At 72.7% G+C, this 17,509-nt stretch carries 12 protein-coding genes; 9 read left to right on the forward strand and 3 right to left on the reverse strand.

Annotation, left to right across the window (positions count from 1 at the left end; translation table 11 throughout):
* The first annotated feature begins 122 nt into the window (after positions 1-122).
* Together QMZ92_RS02825 and QMZ92_RS02830 are read left to right on the forward strand one after the other, a co-directional pair.
* On the forward strand, positions 123-992 hold the full coding sequence (locus tag QMZ92_RS02825) for a universal stress protein (protein WP_283295711.1): 870 nt from the start codon (positions 123-125) through the stop codon (positions 990-992).
* A 71-nt stretch (positions 993-1,063) separates the two neighbouring features.
* Positions 1,064-3,823 carry a cation-translocating P-type ATPase gene (locus QMZ92_RS02830; RefSeq protein ID WP_502961983.1) on the forward strand — a complete coding sequence of 920 codons (2,760 nt, stop codon included), beginning with the start codon at positions 1,064-1,066 and terminating at the stop codon, positions 3,821-3,823.
* Between the two features lie 631 nt (positions 3,824-4,454).
* Here QMZ92_RS02830 and ppdK read toward each other — a convergent pair.
* Complete coding sequence (ppdK, locus tag QMZ92_RS02835) at positions 4,455-7,175, reverse strand: pyruvate, phosphate dikinase (RefSeq protein WP_283295712.1); 2,721 nt, start codon at positions 7,173-7,175, stop codon at positions 4,455-4,457.
* Between the two features lie 112 nt (positions 7,176-7,287).
* A complete protein-coding gene (gene adhP / locus QMZ92_RS02840; protein WP_283295622.1) occupies positions 7,288-8,298 on the reverse strand; it encodes an alcohol dehydrogenase AdhP in 1,011 nt (336 codons plus the stop codon).
* A gap of 864 nt (positions 8,299-9,162) precedes the next feature.
* Between adhP and QMZ92_RS02845 the strand changes: the two genes are divergently transcribed.
* From QMZ92_RS02845 to QMZ92_RS02865, 5 genes are all read left to right on the forward strand, one after another.
* The gene (locus QMZ92_RS02845; protein WP_283295623.1) at positions 9,163-9,804 is read left to right on the forward strand and encodes a response regulator; all 642 of its coding nucleotides are present in this window, start codon (positions 9,163-9,165) and stop codon (positions 9,802-9,804) included.
* 144 nt (positions 9,805-9,948) lie between these two features.
* Positions 9,949-10,971: a type I glyceraldehyde-3-phosphate dehydrogenase gene (gene gap / locus QMZ92_RS02850; RefSeq protein ID WP_283295624.1), complete on the forward strand. Its 1,023-nt coding sequence runs from the start codon at positions 9,949-9,951 to the stop codon at positions 10,969-10,971.
* 205 nt (positions 10,972-11,176) lie between these two features.
* Complete coding sequence (panD, locus tag QMZ92_RS02855) at positions 11,177-11,611, forward strand: aspartate 1-decarboxylase (RefSeq protein ID WP_283295625.1); 435 nt, start codon at positions 11,177-11,179, stop codon at positions 11,609-11,611.
* Positions 11,612-11,649: 38 nt separating this feature from the next.
* A complete protein-coding gene (locus QMZ92_RS02860) occupies positions 11,650-11,991 on the forward strand; it encodes a GNAT family N-acetyltransferase (RefSeq protein WP_283295626.1) in 342 nt (113 codons plus the stop codon).
* 92 nt (positions 11,992-12,083) lie between these two features.
* The gene (locus QMZ92_RS02865) at positions 12,084-12,881 is read left to right on the forward strand and encodes a hypothetical protein (RefSeq protein ID WP_283295713.1); all 798 of its coding nucleotides are present in this window, start codon (positions 12,084-12,086) and stop codon (positions 12,879-12,881) included.
* Between the two features lie 794 nt (positions 12,882-13,675).
* Here QMZ92_RS02865 and gnd read toward each other — a convergent pair.
* Positions 13,676-15,118 (reverse strand): NADP-dependent phosphogluconate dehydrogenase, encoded by a 1,443-nt coding sequence (gene gnd / locus QMZ92_RS02870; RefSeq protein ID WP_283295627.1) that lies wholly within the window; start codon positions 15,116-15,118, stop codon positions 13,676-13,678.
* 247 nt (positions 15,119-15,365) lie between these two features.
* Between gnd and QMZ92_RS02875 the strand changes: the two genes are divergently transcribed.
* Together QMZ92_RS02875 and QMZ92_RS02880 are read left to right on the forward strand one after the other, a co-directional pair.
* Positions 15,366-16,589: a transglycosylase family protein gene (locus QMZ92_RS02875; protein ID WP_283295628.1), complete on the forward strand. Its 1,224-nt coding sequence runs from the start codon at positions 15,366-15,368 to the stop codon at positions 16,587-16,589.
* A gap of 165 nt (positions 16,590-16,754) precedes the next feature.
* Positions 16,755-17,450 carry a (2Fe-2S)-binding protein gene (locus tag QMZ92_RS02880; protein ID WP_283295629.1) on the forward strand — a complete coding sequence of 232 codons (696 nt, stop codon included), beginning with the start codon at positions 16,755-16,757 and terminating at the stop codon, positions 17,448-17,450.
* The last annotated feature ends 59 nt before the right edge of the window (positions 17,451-17,509 follow it).

The raw sequence follows: 17,509 nt of genomic DNA on the forward strand, positions 1-17,509 counted from the left end.
GGTAGGCCGCACCGAGGCTGGAGGCCGAGGGGCCGCGCGTCGGCGATGGTCCGGGATGGGAGTATCCAGTGAGTTACCCGGTGAGTTACCCGGTGCGTGACCGCGACCCGGTGAGTGATCCCGTGATCGTGGGCGTGGACGGTTCCGCCTCCAGCACCGGCGCGGTCGAGGTCGCCGCCCGTGAGGCGCATCTGCGCGGGGTGGGGCTGCGGATCGTGCACGCCTTCGGGCGGGCGTCCGGACACCGGCCGGCCGGCGCGCCGCCGTGGAACGCCGCCGACCACGGTCTGGAGCCGATGGTGCGGGGTGCACTGGCCCGCGCAGAGGAACGGGCGCACACGATCGCGCCGGACATCGAGATCACCCGGTCGGTGGTGGCCGGGGAGGCGCTTGAGGTGCTGGAGATCGAGTCACGGTCGGCGTCGCTGGCGGTGGTCGGCAGCCGGGGCCTGGGCAGCTTCTCCGGGCTGCTGCTGGGCTCGACGGCGGTACATCTGGCCGCCCACGGCCAATGCCCGCTGACGGTGGTGCGGGGCCGCCCCGATCCGGCCGGTGCGGTGATCCTGGCCGTGGACGGCTCCGCGGCCGGCGAGGCGGCAGTGGAGTTCGCGTTCGCCGAGGCGGCACTGCGCAAGGCGCCGCTGGTCGCCCTCCATGTGTGGAACACCTTGAGCGAGCACGCCTACGAAGGTCCCGGCGACCCCCTCACCGCCGTGGTGGCAGACGCCGACCGTATCCGCGAGGCCGAGCAGCACCTGCTGGACGGGACGGTGGCCTCCTGGCAGAAGGTCCATCCCCAGGTCGTGGTCGAGCGGCGCCTGGTGCGTTCCCGGATCCGCCCGGCTCTGATCGACGCCAGTCGCGGCGCCCAGCTGGTGGTGACCGGAGCCCGGGGCCGGGGCGGCTTCACCGGCCTGCTGCTCGGCTCCGTCAGCCAGGCCCTGCTGCACCACGCCCACTGCCCCGTCACCGTCGTCCGCGGCAAGGAGTGACCTTGCCCGAGCAGCAGTCCACGGCAGGGAATGACACCCTGCCCGAGCAGACCACGGCCGCAGACCACGCCCTGCCGGTACCGACGCCCCCGCAGCCGGACGCCTACCGGCGCGACGCCGCCGAAGTGGCGGACTTACTGGCCGTACTCCCGGCCACGGGCCTGACCACGGCGGACGCCGAGCAGCGGGCCGCCGCCTGGGGCGCCAACGCACTGGCCGAACCGGTGCGCCGACCGCAGTGGCTGCGCCTGCTGGACCAGTTCCGCAGCTGGCTGATCGGCATCCTGCTCGCCGCAGCCGTCGTCGCCGGAATCATCGGCCAGATCAAGGACGCCCTCGTCATCACGGTCGTCCTGTTCATCAACGCCACCATCGGCTACCTGCAGGAACGCCGCGCCGAGCGCAGCCTGGAGGCCCTGCGCCAGATGCTGGTCCCCACCGCACGCGTGCGACGCGACGGCCAGGTGAAGGAGATCCCGGCCCGCACCCTGGTGCCCGGCGACGTCGTCCTGCTGGAAGCCGGCGACCGTGTCCCGGCCGACGGGCGCCTGGTGGTCGCCGAGTCGGTCGAGGCGGGCGAGGCCGCGCTGACCGGCGAGTCCCAGCCCGTCGCCAAGACGACCGCGCCCACCGGGGCCGACGGTGCCGAGCCCGTACCCGTTGCCGAGCGCACCGGAATGCTCTTCATGAACACCGCCCTGACCCGCGGCCGCGCCGAGATGATCGTCACGGCCACCGGCATGCGCACCGAGGTCGGCGCGATCGCCGAGGCGTTGCGCACCGGCGCGGAACCGCCCAGCCCGCTCCAGGTCCAGATGGACAGCCTGGGCCGACGCCTGGCCCTGGTGAGCGGCATCGCCGTGGCCGCCTACGCGCTCGTGGCCCTCCTGCGCGGTGAGGAGCTCGCCGACCTCGCGCTGCGCGCGGTGGCCCTGGCCGTCGCCGCGATTCCCGAGGGTCTGCCGGCCGTTCTCGCGCTCACCCTGGCCCTGGGCGTCCACCGCATGGCCCGCCACGGCGCCATCGTCAAACTCCTGGCCTCCGTCGAGGCACTCGGTTCCGCGACCGTGGTGTGCAGCGACAAGACCGGCACCCTGACCCTGAACGAGATGACCACCCGCGCCCTGTGGGCCGCCGGGCGCGCCTACGAGGTGACCGGGGAGGGATACGACACCGCGGGCACCGTCCGCCCCGTGGACGAGCGGCACGGCCGGGACCCGCACGATGCGCCCCTGCACGACGGGGCCAAGCGCGATGTGACCCCGCATGACGCGCCCCCGCCCGCCCTGTGCGACGCGGTGCTGCCGTTCGCCCTGTGCAACGACGCCCGCGTCACCCCGGACGGCGTCATGGGAGACCCCACCGAGGCCGCCCTGGCCGTACTCGCCGCCAAGGCCGGTGTCGACGCCGGACTCCGCGACCGCATGCCGCGTACCGGTGAGATCCCCTTCGACCCGGCCGCCAAGTACATGGCCACCTTCCACACCGACGCGGAGGACGGTCGCGTCCGTGTCCACGCCAAGGGAGCCGTCGACGTCCTGCTGGAGCGCTGCACCCACGTCCTGACCGAACAGTGCCGCGTCCCCCTCGACGCCGAGCGCCGCCGTGAGGTCACCGACGCCGCCCGGCGGATGGGCGGTCAGGGCCTGCGGGTCCTCGGGGCAGCCACCGGCACCACGGACCGGTCGGACCCCCGGGAGGTGACGGGACTGACCCTGACCGCGATCGCGGGGATAGCCGACCCTCCGCGTCCTCAGGCCCGCGACGCCGTCGCCCTGGCGCAGGCCGCCGGCGTCACCGTCAAGATGATCACCGGGGATCATGCCGACACCGCCGCCGCCATCGCCCGCGAACTCGGCATCACCGGCGACGTCGTCTCAGGTACAGAACTGGCCAGGATGAGCGAACGGGAACTCGCGGACCGCGTGGAGGACGTCGGTGTCTTCGCCCGCGTCGCCCCCGAACACAAGGTGACCGTCGTCCGCGCGCTCTCCGAGAAGGGCCACATCGTGGCCATGACCGGAGACGGCGTCAACGACGCCGCCGCCCTGCGCGCCGCCCACATCGGCGTCGCGATGGGCATTACCGGCACCGACGTGGCCAAAGAGGCCGCCGACATGGTCCTGACGGACGACGACTTCTCCACCATCGTCCGCGCGGTCCGCGAGGGCCGCTGCGTCTACGACAACATCGTCACGTTCGTCCGCTTCCAGCTGTCCACCAACATCGGCGCCATCCTCACCCTGCTCGCCACCGTGCTGGCCGGACTGCCCGCGCCCATGTCCGCGATCCAGCTGCTGTGGGTCAACATCATCATGGACGGACCGCCCGCCATGGCTCTGGGCATCGACCCGCCGCAGGACAACGTGATGCGGCGTCCGCCCCGCCCGCCCGGCGAGCGCATCCTGAACGCCCGCCGCCTGGCTGCCATCGCCCGCTCAGGCGCGGTCATGGCCGCAGGCACCCTGGCCGTCTTCGCCGGCGCCCGGCACCTCACCGACACCGAGACCGCCGCCACCATGGCCTTCACCACGTTCGTCCTCTTCCAACTGTGCAACGCCCTGGCCGCACGTGGCGAGGACGGCCCCGTCCTCGGCCGTCACCAGCTGCACAACCGCACCTTGTGGATCTGCCTGGCCACCGTTCTGGTCCTCCAGGTCATCGCCGTGCAAGTGCCCGTGGCCCAGGGTGTCTTCGACACCGTGCCGCTCAGCCCCGCCCAGTGGGCGATCTGCCTCGCCACGGCCTCCACCGTGCTGCTGACCGAGCACGTCTGGCGCGCCGGCCGGACACGGCTCGGCCGCCCGGTGGACGCGACCCACGGGCACTGACGGCCGGGCCCGGAGAACACCTCTCCGAGCAGCTGCCGACGACCGGCAGCCTCAGGGGAGCCCGCGCCGAGGTCCTGATGCCGGACACCGGCAGGTGAACCGGCACCAGGACCTGGCTCTGTGCCGTGGCCGCCGCCGTCGCGGGGCGGGACGAACGGGGGTCGGGCATGCGGCCGTTCCTCGAGGCCGCCACCGGCCGGCCCTTCTGGTCGCCGCCCTGACCACCGACCCTGGGCCGTGCCGGCAGTCCGCGTGAGGCGCGCTCCACCGGAACCGGGTGGGGCGGCATCCTGTCCTTCCGGTGCTGGGAGGGAGCAGGTGTGGCGGAGTGGAAGACCCGGGCGAAGGGATTCGCCCGCTGTGTGACCGATTCGGCCACCAAGGTCGGGTTGGTCCTCAACTCCCGGCTGGAGACGGCAGAGCCAAGCTCGCCGAAGAGGCGAAGGTGCCGGCGGCCGACACGGCCGAGATCATCGCGGGGCAGTACGAGGTGCCGATCGATCTCCTCGGGCTCCTTGCGAAGGCCCCAGGCCTGGGTACGGCTGGTGTCATCTCACATGCAGTCGCCAGCCGACAGCCGGAAGGGCCGGAGCCGGTTCTTTCGCGTCCGGCTTCGGCCCTTCCGGGTGCGTCAGCAGCTGTCGCTGGTCCGCGCCCCGGGAAGCGCGGCGCGTCCGGCCTCCAGGCGGGCGACCGGGACGCGGAACGGTGAGCAGGAGACGTAGTCCAGTCCCGCGCCGTGGAAGAAGTGCACGGAGTCCGGGTCTCCGCCGTGCTCGCCGCAGACCCCGATCTTCAGCCCGGGCCGGGCCGCGCGGCCCTCCACGACCGCGATCTCGACCAGGCGGCCGACACCATCGCGGTCGACGGTCTCGAACGGGGACACCTTGAAGATGCCCTTGTCAAGGTAGGCGGAGAAGAACGCCGCCTCCACGTCGTCGCGGGAGAACCCCCAGGTGGTCTGGGTCAGGTCGTTCGTGCCGAAGGAGAAGAACTCCGCCTCCTCGGCGATCCGGCCCGCGGTCAGAGCCGCCCTCGGCAGCTCGATCATCGTGCCGACGGGGCACTCGACGGGGACGCCGGTGGCCCTGCTGACCTCGGCCATCACCTGTTCCACCTCCTCGCGTACGAGCCGCAGTTCCTCGACCGTGTCGATCAGTGGAACCATGATCTCCGCACGCGGATCACCGCCCGCCCGCTTGCGCTCGATGACCGCCTCGGCGATCGCCCGCACCTGCATGGCGACCAGTCCCGGTGCCACCAGCCCCAGGCGTACGCCGCGCAGGCCGAGCATCGGGTTCTCCTCGTGCATCCGGTTCACGGCTCGAAGCAGCTCGGCGTCGTGCGCGCTCGGCGGGGTGCCGTGTGCCTCGGCCGCAGCGACGCGGACGGCGAGTTCGGTGCGGTCCGGCAGGAATTCGTGCAACGGCGGGTCCAGGAGCCGGATGGTGACCGGCAGGCCGTCCATCGCCTCCAGGATGCCGACGAAGTCCTGCCGTTGCAGCGGCAGCAGTGCGTCCAGCGCCCGCTCGCGTTCGGCGTCGTCGCGGGCCAGGATCATCGCCTCGACCAGCTGCCGCCGGTCGCCGAGGAACATGTGTTCGGTCCGGCACAGTCCGATGCCCTCGGCTCCGAACCTGCGGGCACGGGCGGCGTCCTCGGGGGTGTCCGCGTTGGCCCGCACACCCAATCGCCGCACACCATCGGCATGTCGCATGGCGCGGGCGACGGCGTCGACCACCCCGGCCGAGCCCTCACCCGTATCGGCGCTCCTCTCGGCACCCGTCTCGAGACCTGCTTCGAAGTACCGCATCACCGCCGAGTCCACCAGCGGGACCGCGCCCGGGTAGACGGCGCCCTCGGAGCCGTCGACGGAGATGACCGTGCCCTCCTCGACGGTGCTGCCGCCCGCACTGAAGCGCCGGCCCTGCGGGTCGACGGAGATCTCCTCTGCGCCGCACACGCAGACCTTGCCCATGCCGCGGGCGACCACGGCGGCGTGGCTGGTCTTGCCGCCGCGACTGGTCAGCACGGCCTGGGCAGCGATCATGCCGGGCAGGTCGTCGGGGGTGGTCTCCTGTCGTACGAGGACGACCTTCTCCCCGGCCGCGGCGCGCCGTACCGCTTCGGCGGAGTCGAAGACCGCGGCGCCGGCCGCGGCGCCCGGCGAGGCCGGAATGCCGTGTGCGAGGGCGTCCCCGACGGCGGAGGTGTCGAAGCGGGGGAACATCAGGCGGGCGAGGCCGTCGCCGCTGAGGCGTGCCAGAGCCTCGTCGGGGCTGATGAGTTCCTCGTCCGTCAGCGCGGCGGCGATGGCGAACGCGGCCTCGGCGGTGCGCTTGCCGACCCGGGTCTGCAACATCCACAGCCGGCCGCCCTCGATGGTGAACTCGACGTCGCACAGGTCCCGGTAGTGGGTCTCCAACGTTCGCATGTGGTCGCGGAGCCGGGCGAACGCCTCGGGGTTCAGGCGGCCCAGTTCGTCCAGGGCAGCGGTGTTGCGGATGCCCGCGACGACATCCTCCCCCTGCGCGTTGGACAGGTAGTCGCCGTACAGGCCGGGGCGCCCTGTGGCCGGGTCCCGGGTGAAGGCGACTCCGCTGCCGGAGTCGGTGCCGAGGTTGCCGTAGACCATGGTCTGGACGTTGACGGCGGTGCCCAGGTCGTCGGGGATGTGTTCGCGGCGGCGGTAGAGGCGGGCGCGCTCGCCGTTCCAGGACTCGAAGACGGCCATTACGGCGCGGCGCAGTTGCTCGGCGGGGGACTGCGGGAAGTACTCGCCCGTCTCCTGGCGGATCAGTTCCTTGTACGCCTCGACGAGCTCGGCCAGATCGACCGCGTCCAGGCCCAGGTCGTCGGCCGCGCCGCGGGTTTCCCTGAGGCGGGCCATCACGTTCTCGAACAGCGCGCTGTCGACGCCCATGACGGTGCCGCCGAACATCTGCACAAGGCGGCGGTAGGAGTCCCAGGCGAAGCGTTCGTTCCCGGAGGACTTCGCCAGCCCCAGCACGGACTCGTCGTTCAGGCCGATGTCCAGGATCGTCTCCATCATGCCGGGCATCGAGAAGCGGGCCCCGGAGCGGACCGACAACAGCAGAGGGTCGTCCGGCTGCCCCAGCCGCCGGCCGGCGGCCTGCTCCAGGGCGGTCAGGTGCTCGGAGATCTCGCGGACCAGGCCGTCCGGTTCGGAGCCGGTGGCGAGGAAGGCCCGGCAGGCTTCAGTGGTGACGGTGAACCCGGGCGGCACCGGCAGACCCATCCGGGTCATCTCGGCCAGGTTGGCGCCCTTGCCGCCGAGCAGGTCGGCCATGTCACGGCCGCCCGCGGTGAAGTCGTACACGTAACGGGCCATGACGGTGTGCCCTTTCATACAGCTTTCCCAGGGAGGGTTGTGGGGCTCGGTCGTGTCCGCCGGGCGTCGTGGCCGGTCGGCGGACGACGCGCGGCGGACAGGTTCGGTCGGGTCACATCTCGAAGACGATGCGAGCTTTGATGCGACCGTCGAGGACGTCGGTGATGGAGTCGTTGACGGTGTCCAGCGGGCGGCTCTCGTAGATCACCTTGGTGCGTCCGGCTGCGTGCAGTTGGAACACCTCCGCGAGGTCCTGGCGGGTGCCGACGATCGAGCCGATGACGGAGGTGCCGTTCAGGACGGTGTCGAAGATCGGCACCTGGATGGTTCCGCCGGCGGGCAGGGCGACCATGACCAGCTTGCCGCCGCGCCGCAGACCGCCGTAGACGGAGGCGAACGCCTGCTCGTTGACGGCCAGCGCGATGGCGGCGTGCGCGCCGCCGTGCTGCTTCAGCACCTCGGCCGGGTCCTCCTTGCGGGCGTCGATGAGGATGTCGGCCCCCAGCTCGCAGGCGAGGTCGAGCTTGTCGTCGGTGACGTCGATCGCGGCCACCGTGGCCCCGGCGATCTTCGCGTACTGCACGGCCAGGTGACCGAGGCCGCCGACGCCGGAGATCGCCACCAGCTGCGCCGGGCGGACGTCTGCGACCTTGAGCGCCTTGTACGTGGTGACGCCGGCGCAGGTCAGCGGGGCGGCGTCACGCGGGTCGATGCCGTCGGGAACGGGGGCGGCGAAGTCGGCCGGGGCGAGCATCTTCTCGGCATAGCCGCCGTCCACGCTGTAACCGGTGTTGTGCTGCCGCTCGCACAGGGTCTCCCAGCCGGACAGGCAGTGCTCGCACCGCCCGCAGGCCCAGCCCAGCCACGGAACCGCCACCCGCTGCCCGACCTCCAGGTGGGTCACGCCGTCGCCGAGTGCCTCGACGATGCCGACGCCCTCGTGGCCGGGGACGAACGGTGGGATGGGCTTGACCGGCCAGTCACCGTGCGCGGCGTGGATGTCGGTGTGACACAGTCCGGACGCCTCCAGCCGGATGCGGACCTGGCCGGGACCGGGCTCCGGATCCGGACGCTCCTCGATCACCAGCGGCTCGCCGAAGGACCGGACGACTGCTGCCTTCATTTCGAAGCTCCTCGGTTCTCTGACTGCTCTCTGTCTCGCGAGATCGAGCGGGTGGACGACCGGCCCGTGCGGGTACTTCTCCCGTCACGGTCCCAGCGCCGGTCAGCGCCTTCCCTGCCCGTCCCGTGATATCGCCTTCCTGGCCGGCCCGTTGGCCCACAACGGGCCGTGTCCGTGCAGCGGCGGCAGGCTCGGCGCGTGCACGGCGCGCGGTGCGGCCCAGTCGGCGGCGGCCAGGCTCTCGGGCGAGCCGTCCAGCCCGACGGTGATGGGCGAATCATGGGAAGCAGCCTCCGGGTTCGGGACCAGCAGGCCGGACGACTGCGCCGGCCCTCCTTCCGAGCCTCACGACCGGGTGGCCGCCGTTCCAGGGGCCGATGGTCCCGACTCGGCCGGTGTGGTCCCCACGGGGAGGCCCGCCGGCCTCGTGAGCGGCCTCGGCGACGCCGCTGCGGTTCGGCAGTGCACTGGAAAGACGCTGGGCTGCATCGCATGCTGCTCCGTACGCGATGGGGTTCCCCGCGCGCGAAGCAGAGCGTGGGGGAGCGACCGGCCACGAGGGGCGCGGCAGACGACTGACGGTACATACCGGCACTGCCGGCGTAGCGCCCAGGCGGTTCGGCACCGGTCGCCGTCCGGTGGGCGATCAGAACCGGTGCGCGTGGGAATGTGGGAACGTCAGACCGAAACGGGCCGGTCGGCTCTGGCCGTTCGGCCCAGGGATCGCACAAGATCTGAGGCAGGGAAGGACTGGTCCCGCCCCACCGGCGGTTTCCGGTTCCTGGGACAGACGACACAGGACAGGAGCCGTCGACGGCGGACAGCGAGCGACCCGGTAGTGACAATCCGATCCGGGTCTTCCTCATGGACGACCACGAGGTGGTACGGCGCGGTGTGCGCGACCTGCTGAACGACGAGCCGGACTTCACCGTGGTCGGCGAGGCGGGCACGGCGGAGCAGGCCCTGATGCGGGTTCCCGCGCTGCGCCCGCAGGTGGCCGTGCTCGATGTGCGCCTGCCCGACGGCGACGGCGTGACCGTCTGCCGCGAGCTGCGCTCACGCATGCCGGAACTGTCCTGCCTGATACTGACCTCGTTCGACGACGAGGAGGCCCTGCTCGACTCGATCATGGCCGGCGCCTCCGGATACGTGCTGAAGCAGATCCAGGGCACGGACCTGGTCTCGGCCGTCCGTACCGTGGCCGCCGGCCAGTCGCTGCTCGACCCGAGCGCCACCACCAGGTTGATGACCCGGCTGCGTCAGGCCCGGGCGCCGGAACCCGAGCCCGGCGCCCTGCCGGGGCTGACCGACCGGGAGCGGGAGATCCTGGCCCTGATCGGTGAGGGCCTGACCAATCGCCAGATCGGCCAACGGCTCTACCTCGCCGAGAAGACGGTCAAGAACCACATCTCCCGGCTGCTGGCCAAGCTCGGTGTGGAACGGCGCATCCAGGCCGCGGTCATCGCCACTCAGGCCCAGGACAGGCTGAAGCAGGGAGGTCACTGACACCCGCGCGGCGAGCCCGGGCCGAAGGTCCCCTGGCTTGTCCCCGTACGGCCCGTGCCCGACCGCACCCTCCACCGCCAGGCTGGCAGCACACAGAGACGCGGCGACCCGGTTCGGACCTGGTCGATCGGGAGGGCGACGGACATGAGCGTGCGCGTGGGCATCAACGGCTTCGGCCGGATCGGACGCAACTACCTGCGCTGTCTGCTGCAGCGTGCGGAAACCGAGGCGGCCACGGCCATCGAGGTGGTGGCGGTCAACGACCTCACCTCTCCGGCGGCGCTGGCGCACCTGCTGGCGTACGACTCGACGTACGGCCGTCTCGGCCGCACCGTCGAGCACGACGACACCTCGGTCACCGTCGACGGACAGCGCATCGCCGTGACCGCCGAGCGCGACCCGGCCGCCCTGGACTGGGCCGGTCTCGGGGTCGACATCGTCATCGAGTCCACCGGCCACTTCCGCACCCGCGAGCAGGCCGGGCTGCACCTGAAGGGCGGCGCCCGCAAGGTGCTGCTGTCCGTGCCCGGCAAGGGCGTCGACGCCACCGTCGTCATGGGCATCAACGAGGGCACGTACGACCCGGAGCGGGACCACGTCATCTCCAACGCCTCCTGCACCACCAACTGCGTGGCCCCGATGGTGAAGGTGCTGGACGAGCACTTCGGCATCGTCAAGGGGCTGATGACCACCATCCACGGCTACACCAACGACCAGGTGGTCCTCGACGGCCCGCACAAGGACCTGCGCCGGGGCCGCAGCGCCGCGGTGAACATCATCCCCACATCCACCGGCGCCGCCCGCGCGGTCGGTCTGGTCCTGCCCGAGCTGGCCGGCGCCCTGGACGGCATCGCCGTACGCGTCCCTGTCGAGGACGGCTCGCTGACCGACCTGAGCCTCGTCCTCGAGCGGCCGGTGACCGCCGACGAGGTCAACACCGCGTTCCGGGAGGCCGCCGACGGGCAGCTGAAGGGCGTCCTGCGGGTCTCGGACGCCCCGATCGTCTCCCGCGACGTCGTCGGCGACCCTGCCTCCTGCGTCCTGGACGCCCCGCTGACCCAGGCCAGCGGTGAGCTGGTCAAGGTCTTCGGCTGGTACGACAACGAGTGGGGCTACACCAACCGCCTGCTCGACCTGACGGAGTACGTCGCCGCCCGGCTCCCCTGACCCGACCTGACCGACCGGGACGGGGAGCGACAGGGGCGGGCTGCCGTAGGCCAGGACTGGGCGTGCCCCCGCTTCCCTCAACCTGGCGACATCGTGAACATGTTGACGGAGGTCCGCTGACCGGACATGCGAATCGTTGTACGCTCCGAAGACCGCCCTTGACCTGCAAAAAGCAGGCAGGGAGCAGACAACTCGGGAGTTCTCCGTGATTCGGACCATGTTCAAGTCCAAGATCCACCGGGCCACCGTGACCCAGGCCGACCTGCACTACGTCGGCTCCGTCACCGTCGATGCCGAGCTGATGGAAGCGGCCGACCTGCTTCCCGGCGAGCTCGTCCACATCGTCGACATCGACAACGGTGCCCGGTTGGAGACGTACGTGATCGAAGGGGAGCGCGGCTCGGGCGTCATCGGGATCAACGGTGCCGCCGCCCATCTCGTGCACCCCGGTGACCTGGTCATCCTCATCAGCTACGCACAGGTCGAGGACGCCGAGGCGAGGTCGCTGGTGCCCCGCGTCGTCCATGTCGACGGGCGGAACCGTATCGTCGAGCTGGGCTCGGACCCGTCCCGGCCGGTCCCCGGGAGCGATACGGAGAGCAGCCCGCACGCCGTGCCGGCTCCCGTGGCCCGATACTGAACCGATCGACGGCACGTCCGCTGACCGAGGAGAGCACGATGGCCGACTCCGAACTCCGTGACGATCGTGAGAAGGGGCGGCTGGAGGCGTACGACGACGGCGAGTTCGTCGGCCACATCGCGTACTTCACGCTGGACTTCCACCCCGCCGCGCTGGTTCCCGTGCACACGATCGTCGAGCCCGCGCACGAGGGCAAAGGCATCGGCAGCACCCTGGTGCGAGAGTTCTACGCGATGGCCGCCCGTGAGGGCGTGCCGGTCGTGCCGCTCTGCCCGTACGCCGCGAAGTGGGCGCAGCGGCACCCGGACGAGGCTCCCGTGCCGTCCGCCGAGCTGGTCACGGAGGCCGAGCGGCAGGCGAAGGAGCACCCGGGGCTGTGACGGACCTGCCGCCGTGGGCCGACCGCTCGCACAGGGTCGGCCCGCCGGCGGAGCGTTCGCCCGAGGCCGGCCCGCCGGGGGCAGCGGGGCCCGTGCTGGCCCTGCTGCACACCTCGCCGGTTCATGTGCCCGTCTTCGACGCCCTGCAGGGCCGCCACCACCCGGGTCTGCGGCTGCGGCACACTGTCGACGATGCCCTGCTGGCCCGGGCCAGGTCGCACGGTCCGGCAGCGGTGGCCGACGCCGTTCGCTCGGCTCTGGCCGGTGCCGTCGCCGGGGGAGCGGACGCGGTCCTGTGTACCTGCTCCACCATCGGGGCGGTGGCGGAGCGGTGCGCGGCGGACGTCGGCGTGCCCGTTCTGCGGGTCGACCGGCCCATGGCCGCGGCCGCCGCCGCCCACCGGCGGATCGCGGTCGTCGCGGCGGTCGCGACCACCCTGGCGCCCACGGTCGCGCTGATCGGGGAGGAACGGGTTCGCGGGGAAGCGGGCCGAGGGGCCGCGGTGCGCGCGGAACCCCTGGGGGAAGCGCTGGACCCTGCGGACCGCGAGAGGATGAGGGAGGCCGCCGTTCCGGACGGCTCCGGAACGGTGCGCACCCATCTCGTCGGGGGAGCCTGGGAGCGCTTCGAGTCCGGCGACCACGACGGCTATCTGGACCTGGTCGCCGCCGCCGTCGACTCCGTCCGCGACGCCGATGTGATCGTCCTGGCCCAGGCGTCCATGGCGGCCGCGGCCGCCCGTGTGAACACCTCCATCCCCGTGCTCTCCAGCCCCCGCCCCGGCCTCGCGGCAGCGGTACGGGCGGTGGTGGCGGGGGCGGTCGAGGGCGAGGCGCCGTCGGCGGCCCCGTCTGCGGCACCGGAGCCGGCGGCCCGCCGCGAGCCGTGAGGCCGGGGGCCCCTGCGGTTCCGAGCACCATCGACCGGCGCACATGGGTGAGCACTCCGCACACGGGTGAGCACCCCCGGCCTGCGCGGGCCCGCCGGCACCTCGACCCAAGCGGACCGGCGGCCCGCGCAAGCAGCCGGCACTCCCGGCCGACGCGAGGGCGCGCCGGTGGTGGGCACGGACCTCGCGTCCCCCGGGCTCCACCGACGGGTCCGCCTCCGGCAGAGAGGCCACTCACACCTTCGCGGTGGTGCCGATGCCGATCGGCCCGCTGGCCGGCGCATGCGGACGGGCTCAACCCTTCCCGCGCACGTGCCGATGACTGGACCGGACGCGTGTGGGAAGCCGCATGCATGGAACCCGAAACGCGCGTCCGGCCGAGCCGACGCCCGGCCGACCGAATCCCCGGGGAGACCGTCATGACACAGCCCCCGCCCGACCCGGCACCCCCTGCGCCGCCCCCCGACCCCGTACCGCCGGACCCCGTGCCACCGACGCCGCCCCCCGACCCCGTGCCCCCGGCTCCCACGCCGCCGCCGGAGCCCGGTCCGGGGCCTGCGCCGGGGCCTCCGCCCGGGCCCGTACCCCCGCCGCAGCCGCCGCCCGGTCCCGCGCCGGACCCGATTCCCAAACCGCCGGGACCGGATCCGGTGCCCGGACCGGACCCCCAGCCCGGCCCGCTGAGCTGACGCCGTACGGGCCGGCGCCGCGCCGCGGACGCGACGGATCACGACGTGCGGTGATCCGTCGCGCCGGCGCGCCACCACGCGGCCCGGATGCGCCCGGCCCACGGTTCAGCCGGTGCCCACCTCCGACCGGTCGCCGCCCCAGAGGGTGTGGAACGACCCGTCGCGGTCGGTGCGCCGGTAGGTGTGCGCGCCGAAGAAGTCCCGCTGGGCCTGGGTGAGCGCCGCCGGGAGCCGGCGTGCGCGCAGTGCGTCGTAGTACGCGAGCGCCGTGGAGAAGCCCGGCGTCGGCACACCCTGGCGCGCCGCGGTGGCCACCACCGCGCGCCAGTCGTCCTGGGCCGCGCCGATCTCCTCGGCGAACTGCTTGTCCGACAGCAGGCTGGGCAGATCGGACCGCGTGTCGAACGCCGTCCGGATCCGGTCCAGGAAGGCCGCGCGGATGATGCACCCCGCCCGCCAGATCGCCGCCACCGAGCCGAGGTCGATGTCCCAGTCGTAGGTGTCGCTGCCGGCCCGGATCTGGTGGAAGCCCTGCGTGTACGACACGATCTTGGATGCGTAGAGCGCCTGCTCGACCTGCGCCGCGAAGCGGGCGGCGTCCGCCTCGTCCAGCGGCCGGGGCGTCGGCCCCGGCAGCGACTGCGAGGCCTCGCGCAGATCGACGTGCCCGGACAGCGAACGGGCGAAGACGGCCTCCGCGATGCCCGACACCGGCACGCCCAGGTCGAGGGCGATCTGCACGGTCCAGCGGCCGGTGCCCTTCTGCTCCGCCCGGTCGGCGACCACGTCGACGAACGGTTTCCCGGTCACCGGGTCCGTGTGGGCCAGCACCTCGGCGGTGATCTCGATCAGGTACGAGTCGAGTCGGCCCGTGTTCCACTCGCGGAAGGTCTCGGCGATCTTCTGCGGCGAGTACCCGGCGACCGAGCGCAACAGGTGGTACGCCTCGGCGATCAGCTGCATGTCGGCGTACTCGATGCCGTTGTGCACCATCTTCACGAAGTGGCCCGCGCCGTCGGCGCCGATGTGCGTGGTGCAGGGAGTGCCGTCCGGCGCCTTCGCGGCGATCCTCTGCAGCATCGGGCCGAGCGTGTCGTACGACTCGCGGGAGCCGCCCGGCATGATGCTCGGGCCGTGCAACGCGCCCTCCTCACCGCCCGATACGCCCACGCCCACGAAGTGGATTCCGCGCTCGCGCAGTTCGCGCTCACGCCTGCGGGTGTCCTCGAAATGCGCGTTGCCGCCGTCGATGATCTGGTCGCCGGGCTCCAGCAGCGGGGCGAACTCCTCGATCACCGCGTCCGTCGGGGCACCGGCCTTGACCATGATCATGAGGCGGCGGGGGCGCTCCAGCGCGGCGACGAACTCCTCGGCGGACTCGGTGGGGACGAAGGCCCCTTCGTCGCCGAACGACTCGACGAGCTCGCGGGTGCGGGCGGTGGTCCGGTTGTGCAGGGCGACCGTGTAGCCGTTGCGCGCGAAATTGCGGGCGAGATTGCGGCCCATCACCGCGAGCCCGGTGACGCCGATCTGGGCGGTACCACTCATACGTGTGCTCCTGGAATCCGTCGACTGCGTGCGGTCATGCGGAAGTGCGCCTCCCCGTGGCCAGTATGAATACGCGTCACCGGAGTGCGGCGTTCATGGGACGACGAGTCGCACGAGGGGCGCACCGTCCACCGTATTCCCCCGGACGCCTGTGCGTCCTGCGCCGGGGCGCCCGCACGCACCCCCTTGTCATGCCTTGTGGCGAGCCAATAGCTTTGGCGGCTGCCGAGGCGTTCGAGGGGGACTCATGGCCGTTCGTGGACGACACCGCCGGTACCAGCCGAGCCGAATCAACCGGGCCTCGCTCACCGTCACCGTCGGTGGCGCGGGCATGGCGCTGCCGCTGATCGGGGCGGGAACGGCAGCCGCGGCGCCCGTGGACGTGTGGGAGAAGGTCGCGTCCTGCGAGTCCACCGGAAACTGGCACATCAACACCGGCAACGGGTACTTCGGCGGGCTCCAGTTCAGCCAGTCCACCTGGGAGGAGTACGGCGGAAGGGCCTACGCCGCGCGCGCCGACCTCGCCACCCGCGAGCAGCAGATCGCCGTCGCGGAGAAGGTGCTGGACGGTCAGGGGCCCCGCGCCTGGCCGGTCTGCTCCGCGCGCGCGGGACTGACCCGAGACGACACACCGGACGTCTCACCCGAACGGCAGCTCCGGGCGCAGGCCGCGTTATCCCGGCCGGCCGTCCAGCAGGCGACCCCGACCACGGTCCCCGCCCTGCGCGAGAGCTACACGGTCACGCCTGGCGACTCCCTCTCCGGGATCGCCGCCTCCGAACGGGTCAGGGGCGGCTGGCAGGCGCTCTACGAGGCCAACCGGAAGGTCGTCGGCGCCGACCCCGACCTCATCCACCCCGGCCAGCGGCTGGTCCTCGGCGGCTCGGCCCCCGCGCCGCCGGAGAGCGTTCCCCGGTCCCGGTCGGCGACCCCGCCGAAGCCCGCTCCGAAGACGCAGCCGCCGAAGGCCGCAGCTCCGCCCGCGGCCCCGCCGCAGCAGAAGCAGCAGGCGAAGACCGAGCCGAAGCCACGGCAGCAGGAGCGCCCCGATCGCGCCCAGCGCGGCGCCGGCCTGAGCGCACCCGTCGCCGCCGGTACCGGCACCCCGTACGGCAGGGCCGGTTCGTCCTGGTCCAGCGGCTATCACACGGGCGTGGACTTCCCCGTGCCGACGGGCACCTCGGTGAAGGCCGTGGCCCGGGGCCGGGTGGTCTCGGCCGGCTGGGCGGGCGCGTACGGCTACCAGATCGTCATCCGGCACGACGACGGGAAGTACAGTCAGTACGCCCATCTGTCCGCGCTCACCGTGCGCGAGGGGCAGCGGGTCAACAGCGGTCAGCGGATCGCCCGTTCAGGGTCCACCGGCAACAGCACCGGACCGCACCTGCACTTCGAGGTGCGTACGGGGCCGGGATACGGGTCCGACATCGATCCGCTCCGGTACCTCCGTGCGGGTGGTGTCAGCATCTGACGGCGTTCCGGCGGCGGCACGGGGGGACCGCGAGCCCCGTGCCGGAATCGGGGACGAGTCCCGTCGCCGCCGCCGTATGCTGCACACGAGGCAGGAACCTGGCCCGCCCGCGGACCTCGGGTCCCGGCCGGGCGGCGGGACGACGGACGAAACCGGGCGGGGCGCGTGAAGCGAACGGAGGCGGAGGTCGAGTCGATCGGTGGCTTCTTCGCGACCCGGACCGCGGAGCCCGGCCCCGGCCATCTGCCGCTGTCCAGGCTCCACGCCGGCGAACTCGCGCCCCTGACCGCCCGCGTCGACCGGGTTGCGGCCCGGCTGCGCACCCCCGAACGCCGCGTCGCCGCCTCCATCGCCCACCTCGGGCTCGCCGCCCGGCTCTGGTCCACGGCGCTCGGCCCGGCCGCGCTCCACGGTGAGTTCCCCGACCCGGCCGCCGGAGCGCTGTACTGGGACCCGGAACTCGGCTCGCCCGACGACCTCTGCTGGACGCGGGCCGGGACGCTCCCCGGCACCGTCGACGCCATCCGGGAGGCGGTCCAGTACGGCCACCTCGTCCCGCTCGCCGATGCGCTGCGGAGCGACGTCCGCATCTCGCACCGGCTGCTGTGGGGCAACGCCGGCTCCGCGCTCGCCGGCGCTCTGCGCGAGATCCGGCGCTGGGCGCGGGAACGAGACCGCCCCGACGTGGCCGAGCGCGCCACCGCACTCACCGCGGGACTGCTGGACCACCCGGACCTCTCCGGCACCGTGCGGGGGCCGGCGCTGCGCCGCACCAGCTGCTGCCTCTACTACCGCTGCCCGGGCGGCGGACTGTGCGGCGACTGCGTCTTCGACCGTCCGCCCGGTCGGCAACGGCCGTAGCGCACGGGGGCGTCGGTCACCCACCGGGACGGGCGGCCGTGAGACCCGTGGGAGTCGGC

The organism is Streptomyces sp. HNM0645 (assembly GCF_030056615.1).
Lineage (GTDB): Bacteria > Actinomycetota > Actinomycetes > Streptomycetales > Streptomycetaceae > Streptomyces > Streptomyces marianii.

What these genes read in the sequence shown, in the direction of transcription:
- ppdK (WP_283295712.1), bottom strand. Translation starts at nt 7,175, where the DNA reads ATGGCCCGTTACGTGTACGACTTCACCGCGGGCGGCCGTGACATGGCC.
- adhP (WP_283295622.1), bottom strand. Translation starts at nt 8,298, where the DNA reads ATGAAGGCAGCAGTCGTCCGGTCCTTCGGCGAGCCGCTGGTGATCGAG.
- QMZ92_RS02845 (WP_283295623.1), top strand. Translation starts at nt 9,163, where the DNA reads ATGGACGACCACGAGGTGGTACGGCGCGGTGTGCGCGACCTGCTGAAC.
- gap (WP_283295624.1), top strand. Translation starts at nt 9,949, where the DNA reads ATGAGCGTGCGCGTGGGCATCAACGGCTTCGGCCGGATCGGACGCAAC.
- QMZ92_RS02860 (WP_283295626.1), top strand. Translation starts at nt 11,650, where the DNA reads ATGGCCGACTCCGAACTCCGTGACGATCGTGAGAAGGGGCGGCTGGAG.
- gnd (WP_283295627.1), bottom strand. Translation starts at nt 15,118, where the DNA reads ATGAGTGGTACCGCCCAGATCGGCGTCACCGGGCTCGCGGTGATGGGC.
- QMZ92_RS02875 (WP_283295628.1), top strand. Translation starts at nt 15,366, where the DNA reads ATGGCCGTTCGTGGACGACACCGCCGGTACCAGCCGAGCCGAATCAAC.